Source organism: Streptomyces sp. NPDC051020 (genome assembly GCF_040683105.1).
Taxonomy (GTDB): domain Bacteria; phylum Actinomycetota; class Actinomycetes; order Streptomycetales; family Streptomycetaceae; genus Streptomyces.
Genome location: NZ_JBFBCG010000040.1, coordinates 22,922 through 35,419 on the forward strand (window position 1 = coordinate 22,922; position 12,498 = coordinate 35,419).

General features: G+C 68.2%; 13 protein-coding genes and 6 pseudogenes. 9 read left to right on the top strand and 10 right to left on the bottom strand.

Annotated elements, in window-relative coordinates:
* Positions 1–15 precede the first annotated feature (15 nt).
* The gene (locus AB0N06_RS22010; protein WP_366136379.1) at positions 16–309 is read left to right on the top strand and encodes a hypothetical protein; all 294 of its coding nucleotides are present in this window, start codon (positions 16–18) and stop codon (positions 307–309) included.
* A gap of 333 nt (positions 310–642) precedes the next feature.
* Here the strand turns inward: AB0N06_RS22010 and AB0N06_RS22015 are convergent, their stop codons facing one another.
* The 5 genes and pseudogenes from AB0N06_RS22015 to AB0N06_RS22035 all read right to left on the bottom strand — a co-directional run bounded on the left by AB0N06_RS22015 (position 643) and on the right by AB0N06_RS22035 (position 4,188).
* Positions 643–1,137: a hypothetical protein gene (locus AB0N06_RS22015; RefSeq protein ID WP_366136421.1), complete on the bottom strand. Its 495-nt coding sequence runs from the start codon at positions 1,135–1,137 to the stop codon at positions 643–645.
* Between the two features lie 351 nt (positions 1,138–1,488).
* A pseudogene (locus AB0N06_RS22020) lies at positions 1,489–1,722 on the bottom strand (IS982 family transposase); the annotation flags it as partial.
* A 41-nt stretch (positions 1,723–1,763) separates the two neighbouring features.
* Entirely contained in the window at positions 1,764–2,303 is a 540-nt protein-coding gene (locus tag AB0N06_RS22025) for a hypothetical protein (RefSeq protein ID WP_366136380.1), read from the bottom strand.
* Positions 2,296–2,622, bottom strand: a complete 327-nt coding sequence (locus tag AB0N06_RS22030) for a hypothetical protein (protein ID WP_366136381.1) — start codon at positions 2,620–2,622, stop codon at positions 2,296–2,298. The genes AB0N06_RS22025 and AB0N06_RS22030 overlap by 8 nt, the downstream gene beginning before the upstream one ends.
* Positions 2,623–2,955: 333 nt before the next feature.
* Positions 2,956–4,188 carry an MFS transporter gene (locus AB0N06_RS22035; RefSeq protein WP_366136382.1) on the bottom strand — a complete coding sequence of 411 codons (1,233 nt, stop codon included), beginning with the start codon at positions 4,186–4,188 and terminating at the stop codon, positions 2,956–2,958.
* 76 nt (positions 4,189–4,264) lie between these two features.
* Between AB0N06_RS22035 and AB0N06_RS22040 the strand changes: the two genes are divergently transcribed.
* The gene (locus tag AB0N06_RS22040; protein ID WP_366136383.1) at positions 4,265–4,627 is read left to right on the top strand and encodes a MerR family transcriptional regulator; all 363 of its coding nucleotides are present in this window, start codon (positions 4,265–4,267) and stop codon (positions 4,625–4,627) included.
* Between the two features lie 81 nt (positions 4,628–4,708).
* The gene (locus tag AB0N06_RS22045) at positions 4,709–5,512 is read left to right on the top strand and encodes an alpha/beta hydrolase (protein ID WP_366136384.1); all 804 of its coding nucleotides are present in this window, start codon (positions 4,709–4,711) and stop codon (positions 5,510–5,512) included.
* Between the two features lie 188 nt (positions 5,513–5,700).
* Here AB0N06_RS22045 and AB0N06_RS22050 read toward each other — a convergent pair whose 3' ends face one another.
* Positions 5,701–6,891 (bottom strand): aminotransferase class I/II-fold pyridoxal phosphate-dependent enzyme, encoded by a 1,191-nt coding sequence (locus tag AB0N06_RS22050; protein ID WP_366136385.1) that lies wholly within the window; start codon positions 6,889–6,891, stop codon positions 5,701–5,703.
* Positions 6,892–6,954: 63 nt separating this feature from the next.
* Between AB0N06_RS22050 and AB0N06_RS22055 the strand changes: the two genes are divergently transcribed.
* A complete protein-coding gene (locus AB0N06_RS22055) occupies positions 6,955–7,692 on the top strand; it encodes an aminotransferase class I/II-fold pyridoxal phosphate-dependent enzyme (protein ID WP_366136386.1) in 738 nt (245 codons plus the stop codon).
* A gap of 225 nt (positions 7,693–7,917) precedes the next feature.
* On the top strand, positions 7,918–8,823 hold the full coding sequence (locus AB0N06_RS22060) for a hypothetical protein (RefSeq protein ID WP_366136387.1): 906 nt from the start codon (positions 7,918–7,920) through the stop codon (positions 8,821–8,823).
* 294 nt (positions 8,824–9,117) lie between these two features.
* Here the strand turns inward: AB0N06_RS22060 and AB0N06_RS22065 are convergent.
* A pseudogene (locus tag AB0N06_RS22065) lies at positions 9,118–9,366 on the bottom strand (carboxymuconolactone decarboxylase family protein); the annotation flags it as partial.
* Positions 9,367–9,371: 5 nt separating this feature from the next.
* On the opposite strand from AB0N06_RS22065, the pseudogene AB0N06_RS22070 reads away from it, so the two are divergent.
* Positions 9,372–9,557: pseudogene (locus tag AB0N06_RS22070) on the top strand (IS5/IS1182 family transposase); the annotation flags it as partial.
* A gap of 10 nt (positions 9,558–9,567) precedes the next feature.
* Here AB0N06_RS22070 and AB0N06_RS22075 read toward each other — a convergent pair.
* Together AB0N06_RS22075 and AB0N06_RS22080 are read right to left on the bottom strand one after the other, a co-directional pair.
* Positions 9,568–10,248: a DUF5701 family protein gene (locus tag AB0N06_RS22075; protein ID WP_366136422.1), complete on the bottom strand. Its 681-nt coding sequence runs from the start codon at positions 10,246–10,248 to the stop codon at positions 9,568–9,570.
* Between the two features lie 219 nt (positions 10,249–10,467).
* Positions 10,468–10,818, bottom strand: a pseudogene (locus AB0N06_RS22080) (hypothetical protein); the annotation flags it as partial.
* A 147-nt stretch (positions 10,819–10,965) separates the two neighbouring features.
* On the opposite strand from AB0N06_RS22080, the pseudogene AB0N06_RS22085 reads away from it, so the two are divergent.
* Both AB0N06_RS22085 and AB0N06_RS22090 read left to right on the top strand, forming a co-directional pair.
* Positions 10,966–11,133: pseudogene (locus AB0N06_RS22085) on the top strand (ISL3 family transposase); the annotation flags it as partial.
* Between the two features lie 266 nt (positions 11,134–11,399).
* Positions 11,400–11,873 (top strand): hypothetical protein, encoded by a 474-nt coding sequence (locus AB0N06_RS22090; protein WP_366136388.1) that lies wholly within the window; start codon positions 11,400–11,402, stop codon positions 11,871–11,873.
* 68 nt (positions 11,874–11,941) lie between these two features.
* On the opposite strand, the gene AB0N06_RS22095 is transcribed toward AB0N06_RS22090, so the two are convergent.
* Positions 11,942–12,154, bottom strand: coding sequence for a hypothetical protein (locus tag AB0N06_RS22095; RefSeq protein ID WP_366136389.1), 213 nt, complete (start codon positions 12,152–12,154; stop codon positions 11,942–11,944).
* A 24-nt stretch (positions 12,155–12,178) separates the two neighbouring features.
* Here AB0N06_RS22095 and AB0N06_RS22100 point away from each other — a divergent pair.
* Positions 12,179–12,361: pseudogene (locus AB0N06_RS22100) on the top strand (ISAs1 family transposase); the annotation flags it as partial.
* Positions 12,362–12,498 lie beyond the last annotated feature (137 nt).

The following is a 12,498-nucleotide window of genomic DNA, read 5'->3' on the forward strand; positions in this document are numbered from 1 at the left end:
CACTGGTGCGGCATCGTGAACAGGCCGGGCTCGGGACGGATGCGGCCGGGCAAGGTGGGCCGCCGCGAACTCCTTGACCACCAGCTGCGGTTCCGGCTCGGCGGCGCGCGGCACGTAGCCGGCGTCGCGGTCCGCGGCGACAGGTGCGCCGACCAGGTCCGGAAGTTCCCCCGCGCGTACGTCTCGTCCGCGGACCGCGACCCGGACATCGCCCGTGGCGCGGCCGCCAACCCCGCCCTCCCCGTGGACGTCATGCACGGCCTGCTCGACCGCGCCGAAGCGGCCGTGGGGCCGCGGAAGGCGGATTGATCAGCAAGAGAAGGAGGGCGCAGCCTGAACGTTGTCGGCGCTGCGGTCGAGGGAGGAGCGGCCACCTCTGATTGGCCCGATTGCTTCGATCATGAGAGAACGTCCACAAGATCGGGCTCACGAGCAGTTGACCGACCGGAACCACCTCCAGGACCTCCAGGGCGTCGGGGTCGTCGGGCTGGACGATGGTGCCGGTGACGCGCAGGAGGTCGCCCGGCTGTATCTCGGTAAGCAGCGCGATCAAGGGTGTCGGCGGCCGGGGCCGCTCCTACTAATGGTGGAGTCGGGTATTGCAACCCTCGGAATGCCTCGGCCGGTGCACCCGAGACGCGGTCACAGATAGTCGAAGAAGCGGGTCCACCACGTTGGGGGATGCTCGGGCGGGTAGTAGGAGACGAGGTCGCTGACACCGTCGTATCTCGTCCAGAGCAGGTGCTCGGAGATGGTGATGTAGCCGAGTGCTTCGAGTTCGTTGTCGACCCGGTGACGGTCGGTGGCCTGGAAGAGTTCGCGTTCCTCGTCCTCGTCGTAGCTTCCGGGATTGCCCAACGTCACGGCTGCCAGGTTCCCGAAGTTGCTGACGGTCACCGTGATGTGATCCCCGCTGGCGGTGGCCGTCACCGGGATGGAGATCGTCCCGTGGTGGCTTGCGTCCTGGACCTGCCGGTCGACGGTGCAGGTGCACTGGAGTTGCTGGTCCAAGCAGGCTGCGAGTTGGTCGAACCGCGCTCGGACGGCAGCGTGATCGTAACCGTGGGGGAACTCCATGTGGTCGGGGTCGTCGAGTTGCCGGAGCAGAGCCCAAGCACTCTGGTCATCGAGGGACACGTACGTTTTCTCCTTGCTGGTGGCGGGTGGTTCGTTGGCTAATGTCGGCTGCGTAGGCGGCCCAGTCTCCGGCGGCTCGCTGCCATTTGACAGCGACGGTGATGTCGATGCCGAGGGTGCGTGCAAGGACTGCGGCGGGCAGTTCGGTCGCGAGCTGGAACAACGCGATTGAGCGGGCTTCCGCGAGCCGGATGCCGAGTCCGCGGAGTCGCTCTCCCATGGCCCAGGCGCTGATCGGGCGGCAGGGCTGGCCGCCGGGGAAGAGCCAGGGTGAGTCTGTCCGGGCCCTGAGCGCGCAGCAGCGCTTCCCGAACGACCTTGGCACCGTGGTCGCATCGGCACAGCCCTCCCGGGCAGGTAAGGGAAGAGGTGCCGCAGGTGGGAGCGGGCGTAGCGAATCCAGCGGTGTTCGGAGGGGAAACCGAGCAGGGCCTGCATCACGGACAGCGTGACCAGCTCGGCGTCGCCGAGCCTGGGCTCGATACCGACCTTGGGCCGACACGGGGCCAGGTGCGGCGATCCTTTCAGCAGGTCGTCGGTCTTCACGTACAGTGCGGTGGCGAGAGAGTCCAGATCTGGCGTCACAACCGACCTTTGGGCTCCCTCGCCCATGTCGTGCGTGCCGCCTACTCCGCCTGGAACGTCACCTCACTCACGTCCCAGAGGAACTCGCCGCCCAGCGGGTTCTCCGGCCATGCGGCACGGAAGTTCCGGACGAGGAATTCCACCATCCCGCAGTCGTAGCGGCCCCACAGCGAGCCGTTGCGCTGGTAGACCACGACCGGCCACTTGGCGGGATCGTCGTCCGACGCGTCCCAGCACAACATGTCCGCGGTGGCGTCGACCCCCCAGGTGATCAGCACCGGAGAAGTGCCCTCCAGCTCGGGTGTCTTCTCCTCCGTCTCCCAGTCGGCCTCGGCGTTCGCCGTCTCGATCACCATGCCGTCCCGCGGTGCCTGCTCCAGCGGGACCTTGGGCTCCGGCCTGCCGATCGACAGGTAGTTCTGCACCGCGCCGGCGCCGTAGACCTCCATGAAGCTCCGGAAGTCGGGCGGGAACGGCTTGCCCCACGACGCGGTGAGGGCGTCCCGGTCGACCGTCGTGCCCCCGTCCGTCGGCGGCGGCATGAGCCGCCGCAGGGCATCCAAGTCGGTCGGCTCACTCATCGGTACCTCGCTCTGTGTCCATTCGATCCTCGTCGGTCCGCGTCATGGGGTGCTCCCCGTGGGTGTCGGCACACCACCGCTGCTTTGTGTGCCTCTCGGCGGGCGTCGAGACACCCTTCGGGTCGGTGACCGACTTCAGGTTGCCGAAGGTGTCATAGCCGAACTGCCAGGCGCGGCCCTCCGTCCATGCAGAAGCCGCAGACCGGACTCGCGCCGCCTCAATGCCGGACACTGCCTGGCCAATAGACGGGACCCCGCCAGGCTTATCCCGGCGCCATTTAACCGCCCCGGTTTTGATGTCAGCTACTTGTTTCGACACTTCGTCAGCGGTTCGCTTTCGCTCGCCTTTCCGGTCCCCACCTGACGCCTCTTGGACGCCTTTTCCTCAACTCTCACCACGACGGTCTTCAGCCAACGCAGCTTGAGGTGGTTTGACGCCTCCCCCCGCAGGGCGACGCCGAAGGGCCACAAAACCTTCATCATCTGCACAGCACCGCATCAAGTGGGTCTACCTACACGAACCTCACTCTCTGCGCTCGTGGCGCACTTAAACGCCAAGCTAAGGCATGGGGCAACCTGCTCTGTTGACTTTCCCACCTTTCATGTGACCTTGTTCGGCATGTCGAACTGGGCCGGGTACGCATCCCTGAGCTCACCGGTCGGCGTTTGGCCTCGCGCCTTGTGGGGCGCGGCTGGGAAACCCGTGCCGGTTCGCGGCAACGGTCACCGTCAGGCCAACCGCAAGTAGAGCCAGTGCCGTCCATGGCAGCGCCTCGGGCCCTTCACGGTCCAACAGCATTCCGCCGACCACGCCTGCGCCGGCGATGCCGGCGTTCCAGCAGGTCACGAGGAGCGACTGAGCGATGTCCGAGGCGTGAGCCGCCGCGTCGGCGACGGCCGTCTGCAGGAGAGTCGCTGCACCGCCGAAGGACAGACCCCACAGGGCTGAGCAGGCGAAGAACAGCCAGGGTAGGTGGGCGAACATGCCGAGACCGAGCGCCGCGGTGCCGAACAGCGCGACTGCCGTGATCATCAACGGTCGCAGGTGCCGATCGATCAGGAGTCCTGTGATCCAGATGCTCGCGAGCGAACATGCTCCGAAGACCAGCAGCACCGCATCCACGCGGTCCTCGATCCGCGCCGCCGCTGCGAGAGCCGCGATGTAGGTGTAGAGGATGTTGTGTGCCAGGACGAACGTGCCCGTCACCAGCAGGACGGGAGCCACGCCCGCGACTCTCAGCACCCTGCCGACCGGCGTGGCCCAGGCACGCTCGCTCCGCCCCGGCAAGTCCGGAAGCTCCCGTAGCATCCAGGCGACCAGCATCAGGGCGAGCACACTCATCAACCCGAACGTGGAACGCCAGCCGATCAGTTGGGCCAGGAGCGTCCCCGCCGGTACCCCGACGGACAGAGCAACCGGTGTGCCGGCCATGGCGACGGCCATGGCTCGGCCGCGTCGCTCCGGGGCGACGATGCCGCGTGCGTAGCCGGCGAGCAGAGCCCAGAGCAGCCCCGCGACCAGGCCGGCGAGGAAGCGGGCGGCCATGGTGAGTGGATAACTGGTCGAGAACGCAGTGACCGCGTTGGCCACGGCGAAGCCGCAGATCGCCGTGAGCAGCAGGCGTCTGCGCGGCCACGAGGCGGTGGCGGTGGTGAGGGGGACCGCCGCCAGGACGGAACCGAGCGCGTAGAGCGTCACCGTCTGTCCGGCACGCGACTGGCTCACGCCGAGGTCCGCGCTCATGGCCGGGAGGACGCCCGCCGGGAGGGCCTCGGTCATGACGGTGACGAAACCGGCTGTGCCGAGCGCAAGCAGGCCCGCCAGCGGCAGACGGTCCGCTGACATGCGTGGGTGGAGGCCGGGCGAAATATGCAGCTGATCCATGGGGCTCATCGTCTAGGGTTGACATCAATGTCAAGGTCCACCTGACCCTGCCCCGACCAGACGTGAGGCTGCTCACATGCGCATCGGCGAACTTGCCCGCCTGACGGAGACCTCCGCCAGATCATTGCGGTACTACGAGCGTGAGGGGTTGATCACCCCGCGCCGCCAGACCAACGGCTACCGCGACTACGACGACTACCTCGTCGACCGCGTGCTCCAGATCCGCGGCCTGCTCGACGCCGGACTGCCCACACGGATCATCAAGCAGATACTTCCGTGCCTCGATGCCCCACGGAAGATCCACTTCGCGGACGCCACACCGGAGATGATCACTACCCTCGAAGGCGAGGGCGAGAAGATGACGCGCCGCATCGACTGCCTGACCCGCAACCGCGATGCCATCCGCGAATACCTCGCGGTGGTCAAGAGCCTCGCCTGACCACTCACTCGACACCAGACGGAAGCATGCCGTACGGCTCGGTTGACCTTGACACCTGCGTCAAGGTTGCAGGCTTGAGCCATGAACGACTCCGCCCTCTGGCACACCGAATTCGGCGACGGCACACCGATCGTCCTGATCCACGGCTACACCATCGATCACCGGCTGCTATTGCCGCTGGAGCCCGCCTTCACCGGCCGGCCCGGCTGGCGCAGGCTGTACCCCGACCTGCCCGGGCACGGCAACAGTCCGCGCCTGTCCGGCCCGACTTCGGCGACTACGATGGCCGACGCCGTCATCGACTGGATCCGCGCCACCGTCGGCGACCGACCCTTCGCCGTTCTCGGGCAGTCCTTCGGCGGGCAGATCGCCCGCGCCGTGACTGCGCGCTTCGGCGAGCAGGTTCTCGGTTCCGCGCTCCTCGTTCCCGTCGTCCGCTGGGGCGCCGAACGTACCCTGCCCGACAGCACCGTGGTCGAGCGTGACGACGCACTCCTTGCCCGCCTCGCCCTCGAAGAGGACCTTCAACTGTTCCGCGCCGTGATGGCCCGCCATACCAAGGAGAGCTGGGCTCTCTTCGAGGAGCACATCCTCCCCGGCTGGCGAGCGCACGACCGCCATGCCGCCGCCGAACTCGACGCGGACTTCCTCCTGCCGCAGTGGCCGGAGAGCCCTGGCATGGTCCACCACGGTCGGCATCTTCTGCTCACCACACGTCAGGACGCCCTCGTGGGCTGGCGTGACCAGCTTGCCCTGCTCGACCACTACCCCCGCATGACCGCTGTGGTCCTCGACGGTGCCGGTCACAACCCGCAGGTCGAGTGCGCACCGGCGGTCCGCGAGTTGATCGCAGGCTGGCTCGACACGCTTCCAAGACCGAACTGAAGGCCGTGACTCCGTAGATGTTCTGTCGTGATCCGCCGCGGCGCAGGACACTAGACGATTGGTTCCAAGGGGTGTCCGTGGAGACGTGAACGAGGGTGTCCAAGGTCGTTGTGTGACGAACAACCTGGACACCCTCGCGACCGCACAGCAGCCGGGCTACAACGAGAGTATCGGCCCTAGTTCCGCCATTATTCGGCATGCTCCGAGGCCAGTGCGGCGAGCCCCTGACTGAGATCGGCGATCAGGTCTGCTTCGTGCTCAAGGCCGACGGCGAAGCGGATCAGGCCGCCGGGGACTCCGGCCTCGGCAAGTTCTTCCTCGGTCAGTTCGTTCGACCACATCGCGGCGGGCCGCACCAGCGTCGAGCGGATGCCGCCCAGGCTGGGGGACCGCACCGTAAGGCGCAGCTTTGAGATGAGCTGCTCGGCCGCCGCCTGGCCCCCACGAAGTTCAAAGCTCAGCAGTCCGCCGAAGCCCCGCATCTGCCGCTTCGCGAGGTCATGCTGGGGGTGGCCGGGGAGCCCGGGATAGTTCACCGCTCGTACCGCGGGGTGACCGACCAGGTACTCGGCCACGGCCTGCGCGCACTGGTTCTGCCGCTCCGCCCGCAACGACAGCGTCCGCAGGCCGCGCAGCGCGAGCCAGGCGTCGAACGGGCTGACGACCGAGCCCACCATGGTGTGCGTTTTCCAGAGCCGTTCGATCAGCTCGCTGCTGCCGAGCACGATCCCGGCTTGCACGTCCGCATGCCCGGAAATGGCCTTGGTGACGCTGTGCATGACCAGGTCCACGCCCTGCTCCAGCGGCCTTTGGCAGAAGGGGGTTGCAACGGTGTTGTCGGCGAAGGTGAGGATGCCCCGGGCGCGGGCCAGCGCGGTGACCGCTTCCACATCGGTCAGCTGGAGCAGCGGATTGCTGGGCGTCTCCAGCATGATCATCTTGGTGTCCGGCGTGAGGGCCCGGGCGAAGGCATCGGTGTCGGTCTGGTCCACGAAGGTCACCTGGACACCGAAGCGGGGTGCGACATCCCGCAGCAAACTCAGCGTGCCGCCGTACATGCTGTGCTGGGCGACGACATGGTCGCCCTGGGACAGCAGGGCGACCAGGATCGTCGTGATCGCCCCCATGCCGGACGCCGTGGCCAGGGCTGCCTCGGCGCCCTCGACGGCCGCGACAACACGCTCCAGCCGGGCCTGCGTCGGGTTGCCGTAGCGCCGGTAGTAGCGCTGAGGCTGAGACTGCTCGTTGAGTGCGTCGAAGTCCTCTGCCGTGGGGGCCGAATAGTTCACCGCCTGATGGATGGGGGGCGCGACGCTCAGTTCTTCCGGATCGACATCGGCATGGGCAAGGAGTGTCTCAAAGGCCAGGAAAGAGTCCATGGCGCGAGCATGCCGTTCGATTGGCGTTGCTTTCGATATCCAATCAGAGCAACATTGGACTGCGTGGATGCCTCAACCCTGTCAGCTGGACTCATCAGTGGCTCAACTGGACCGCTCTACCAACGGCTCGCCGGAGGCCTGCGTGACGCCGTGCGCCGGGGTGAGGTCGGCGCCGGTTCCAAGTTGCCCTCCGAGCGCGACCTCGCACGGTTGTTGGGCATCAGCCGCACCACCGTGATCGGCGCCTACCGGCTCCTGCGCGAAGAGGGCCTGCTGGAAAGCGAGCGCGGCAGCGGCACCCGGGTCGTCGCCTCCGGCCACGGGATCGGTCCGGCGGTCCCCGCCGCGACCATGCCGTCGGCCAAACTGACGCACGAGCCGGCAGCCGGAGTTGTGGACCTGTCCGGATCAGTCGTCGCCGACACTGAAACGCTACCCCGCCTGACAGCGCACACCACCGACCTGCGCGCGCTGGTCACCGACTTCGGTTACCAGCCGCTCGGCCTCGCCTCGCTGCGGGCCCAGATCGCCGCCCGCTACACCCGGCTCGGGCTGCCGACCACGGCCGACGAAGTGCTCGTCACCAGCGGAGCGCAGCAGGCAATCAGCCTGCTGTTCACACTCTTCGGCCGCAATGCCGGCCTTATTGTCACCGAGAACCCCAGCTACGTCGGCGCCCTAAGCGGGCCCCTGCCGGGGGCGGGCGGCTTGGGCTGCTTCCGTCCGAGGACGCCCCCCGGGAGTCTCCGGACGGCGGCGGCTCGTGGCACCGGCGGGAATATTCCGCCGGGCGCACTGTGAGGGGGAGGACCCCCTCGCTCCGCGGTGCTGGCTGGCTACCGGGCGGCCCCTCCGCTGCTGCGCCCTATCGCAGGTCAACGCGTGTCCGCTTGGGGAATCAAGTGAGCAACTCTGGGGTCACACCGTGCAGAGGGGTGTCGTGATCATTGGTCCAACACTCTGCGGGGCGCGACCTGATGAAAAGCACAGACTCGTTCCTGTCGGATGAAAGGGCGCTGCAGGGCCGTGGATCTGGAACGTATTGCGCACGACCTGTACGGGCTGTGGCCGCAGGACTTCATCGACGCCCGCACTGAGTACGCGGCCGCCGCGCGGAAGGCGAAAGACCGGGCACTGGCCACCCAGATCACTGCGCTGCGACGACCCATCCTCGCAGCGTGGGCCAGCAACCTCCTCGTCCGCACCCAGCCTGACCAGGTGGCCCGGTTCCTGCGGCTCGGCGAAGGCCTGCGCCAGGCTCACGAACTCCTTGACCCGGACCAACTGCGCGAGCTGAGCAGTCAGCAGCACCGCCTGGTCGGTGAGCTCGCTCGGCAGGCCCGACAGCTCACCGTGGAGGCGGGCCACCCCGTCAGCGAGGAGGTGCAGCACGAGCTCGAGGCCACCCTGCACGCGGTCCTTGCCGACGCCGAGGCCGCACAGGAATGGGCCTCCGGCCGACTGGTCAAAGGGCTGACGCCTCCCGTCGGCTTCACCGCGACCGTCGTTTCCGGAGCGACGCTGAGGCCCACTCCCGCACCTCCGCCCGCGCCCGAGGCAGCGACACGCGCCGAAGACCGGCCGCGGGCGGGCGCTCAGGAGCGCCGGCGCGAGGAGGAGCGACGCAGGAAGCTCGCTCAGGCCCGCCAGGACGCCAAGGCCGCCGAGCAGCAGGCCCAGCAACAGGAAGAAGAACTCCGACGAGCGGAAGCCCAGCTTGAGCAGGCCGAGACGCTGCTTCAGGAAGCGGAGCAAGGGGCGTCCGCCGTGACCCGGCAGCTGGCGGCCGCACAAGAGGCACATGCCGCGGCCCGCGGCGAACTCGAGGCAGCACGTCGCCAGGCCGCGGAAGCCGGCCGTGCTGCTCGCAAGGCGCGCCGTGACGCCCAGGCCGCCCACACCCGGGCCGAGCGCTTGCAATCGGACCTGTGATCCGGCGGCTCGGTTCCGGGCCGGCCGATGCGATCAGGGACGTTCTTGCCCGGGGTGAGCCCCATGCCGAAGTCAGGCTCGGCGGGCAGCGAAGACGCTCGTTCCTCGACCAACGTCTCGCGATTGCTACCCGGCCGTGCCGCCAGAATGCGCCTGAGCGCTCCAGCTGGCGGTGGTCGCCAAGTAGAGCGCTCAGATTCAGCGGTGGACTTCCCACCGCAGTGGAGCTCGTTCAGGGAGAGTGCCATCGGACCGGTCCGGCGCGGACCCGTCCAGCTCAGAGGGCACGCCTTGTCATCCGAACTGGCCGGGCTGGTAGTCGCCGGCGGGCATCTGGAGCATGACGTTCCCGCGGTTGAAGGCGTTGATGATGGTGATGACACCCACCAGAGCGCCGAGCTGGTCCTCGTCGTAGTGCTTGGCGGCGTTCGCGCAGACCTCGTCCGGGACGCCTCCGGCCGCATCGGCGATGCGGGTGGCCTGCTCCGCGAGCTCCAGCGCCGCGCGCTCGGCCTCGGTGAACACCGTGGCCTCCCGCCAGGCCAAGCGGCGGGCGCCCGGTCTCGCACGACGCCGAGTTGTACAAGGAGCACAACACCGTGGAGCGGTGCATCAACACGATCAAGGACTGGAGGGGGCTGGCCACGCGCTTCGGCAAGAGGCCCGACAGCTACATGGCGGGGCTTCAGCTACGCGGCACGGTCATCTGGTTGCGCAGCCTCCGCCCCGCCTGATCACGGCTCCCTACAAGTCCTGGACCCGGCGGCCCGTTGCGGAGGCGAATCCCAGCCAGGTGTGACGGTTACCCGCCCAGCACCAGCCGACCTTGGGGGCGTTGCGGCGCTCGCGACCGTCGCGCCCGGTGCCGTTGCTGATCCACAGTGCCGGCGTGCGGGCGTCCAGGACGCTGTTGGCTTTGCGCAGCCGAGAGCCGATGGTCATGAAGCAGTGGTTGCGCTCCAGGACGGCGGGCTGCTGCAGCACCCAGTGGATGCCCTCGGTGAGCAGCAACGGGGTTCGGGCCTCCGCGGCGAGGGCGGGCAGCGCCTCGTCCGGGCTCCAGTTGGCCATGTGGTCGCCGCGGTTGAGGCCGGTGAGGAGGTAGAGCGGAGTGTCGGGCAGCGCGACCGTGTCAAGCGGGGCGAAGAGGTCGACATCGGGCATGTCAGTGACGACGAAGCCCGGTTTGCCGTCACGGCGGAGCAGCGGCGCCAGGGCGGAGGCGGGGGCCTGGTCCGGGTGAACAGCGAGCAGGGCGCCGTCGCCGCCCGCAGGGGCCTCGGCGGTTGCGGCGAAGGTACGAAGCACGACGGCAGGCAGCCCTGCTAACTCGTGCACCCCCAGCTCGATGAGTCGCTCGGCCTGCGCGCTCAGTGCCGGGAGTGCGGGGAGAACAGTGGAGGTGGCGTGCGTGGTTTCGGGCACGATACTCCCAGGGGTAGCGATGTGGATGGGCCCAGGGGCAACGAAGCGGCCCGCCGGAACGTTCCCGCCACTGCGGTGGGAGATGATGCCGGCGGCGCGGATGATCTGGTCACGTGCCGTGTTGAGCGCGATGGTGAATGCGGCACGGTCGGGGTCTATGTCGGGCCGGTGCAGGACTGCGTCACTCATCGCGGTGCGTAGTACCTGGTAGGCGACCAGGAGCACCCAGGTCTCCTGGGCGACGGCTGCCGGGTGGCGTCCGCGCAGGACTCTCCCGCCGAGGATGGTCGATTTCAGCTCGCAGTAGCTGGTCTCGATCTCCCAGCGCTCGTGGTAAAGCCTGACCAGGCCGGTCGCGGATGCCTTCCCGGACCTGGCGGACCGCCTCCCGCACGCCCCCGTTCCAGGGTGTGCTGTGCGCCGGCAGCACCCACTTCGCCCGCACCTCCCCGAGCCGGTCGAGCGACGCCAGCGCCTGCTCCCGATCATCGGTGAACGGCGCCGGCTGCGGCCCGCGCTGTCCGGTGAGTACGTGCCGGGTCGTGAGGCCGTCGCCGACGAACACCGCATCGGCCTCCCTGGCCCGCTGTCCCGAACTGGACACCGCTGCCGGACATGTCCGCGACTTCGGCGAGATCCTGACCGACCGCCTCGGCCCCACGCTCCCCGCCTGGATCGACGCCGTCGAGGCCAGCCAACTGCCCCGGCCTCGCCAACTTCGCCCTCCACCTGCTCCGCGACCTCGACGCCGTGACCGCCGGACTCACCCTGCACTGGAGTTCCGGCGGCACCGAAGGCGCCGTGAACCGCATCAAGAAGATCAAAAGGCAGCTCTACGGTCGCGCCGGATTCGAACTACTCCGCAAGATGATCCTGCTTCAGTAACCCTCCGCGACCGCTCCCCAAGATCTGTGCCAGAACCCAAAACTCGTGAACACGACCCGACCGTGGATCTGGGTGCCTCCCAAACCCGTGAGCAACTGACTTCACGACTCGGGCTCTGGCCCACATTGTCTGGAGCGGTTGCTCTCCGTCGCAGTATTGCCTCGGACAGGCGCTCAGTCGGCGACATCACCGGTTTTGCGCCGTGGTCGACGAGGCGCACAAGCATTGGGCTGGCATGTCGGAAGCGGCCAGTAGCCTCAGGCACCATGGGAATTCAGATCGATGTAGTGGCGGGTTACCCGATCAACGATGAGATGGAGAGGGTGCTCGGGCTGGCCGAGGCGGTCGGCGAGCCCGTCACCGTCACGTTCATGTGGGAGGGGCGTAAAGAGGCGGAGCGCGCCGTGCTAGTGCCCGCGGCCACGCTGGCGCTCTGGGAGCATTGGGCCCCCACCGCCTACCCGACGAGTGACGCTGGGGACGAGCACCGGGCTGAAACCGAAGAGCCGGAACTGGCCCACCCAGCGGAATTCGGCGCGTTCACGCTCTTTCGTCGTCGCGTAGGAGGGCGCACGGCGGTCGCTCGCGGAGGTGTGGTGGTCGCCGAGCTCCTGGACCCCAACGAGGCGCACTGGCTCCAAGAGCAGGCCCGCAATGTCCGCCAAGGCTTCATGGATCCGAAGCAGAAGGCGGCGTTCGAGGAGTTCCTCGCCCGACAGCCCTCCCTCGATGAGCAGTGACGCGCCGACTCATGCTTCGGCCGCGGCTTGTGACAATGGATCACCAGGAGTCATCCGGCGGCGCAGGCCTACTCGTAGCGGCGCAGCAGCCCCATGGCACCGGCCGCGAGGATCTGGGCGTCGTCCGAGGTCCTGTTCGCCGTGAAGCCGAAGGAGGCCCGGCAGGTGATGACCAGCCCGCCCGAGGAGGCCGCGTGCTGCCTTGCCTGCGCGATGCGTTCGCCCGGGTCGACCCCGCGGCGCTCACCGCCGCCGGTTTCACCGGGCTCACCACACTCCAACCCCACCCGGTGAGCGCGACCGGACCGGACGGAACCGTTGAACGCGAACAACGCCGCGCCCACCGCACCGCCCAGCTCGAGACGGTCCTGCCGCGACCGCCTCGTGCGGCTTTCGCCGTGGACGGCAAATGCCTGCGCGGAGCAGTCCGCCCAGACGGCAGTCGCGTCTTCGTACTGACCGCCGTGCGCCACCACGATGCGTTGACCGCTGATCTTCGCCGAGGACTGCAGCCAGATCCGCCGCCACCGCACCCCCGCCGTCATGAGCGCCCTGCGCGACCTCGCCCGCGCCACCCTCACCCTCCACGGGATTCCATAATCAAACCGGTCGAAAGCGACTCTCC

Bases quoted from the DNA above. Each gene is read 5' to 3' on its own strand.
- AB0N06_RS22025 (WP_366136380.1), bottom strand. From the start codon at position 2,303: ATGAGTGAGCCGACCGACTTGGATGCCCTGCGGCGGCTCATGCCGCCG.
- AB0N06_RS22035 (WP_366136382.1), bottom strand. From the start codon at position 4,188: ATGGATCAGCTGCATATTTCGCCCGGCCTCCACCCACGCATGTCAGCG.
- AB0N06_RS22040 (WP_366136383.1), top strand. From the start codon at position 4,265: ATGCGCATCGGCGAACTTGCCCGCCTGACGGAGACCTCCGCCAGATCA.
- AB0N06_RS22045 (WP_366136384.1), top strand. From the start codon at position 4,709: ATGAACGACTCCGCCCTCTGGCACACCGAATTCGGCGACGGCACACCG.
- AB0N06_RS22050 (WP_366136385.1), bottom strand. From the start codon at position 6,891: ATGGACTCTTTCCTGGCCTTTGAGACACTCCTTGCCCATGCCGATGTC.
- AB0N06_RS22090 (WP_366136388.1), top strand. From the start codon at position 11,400: ATGGGAATTCAGATCGATGTAGTGGCGGGTTACCCGATCAACGATGAG.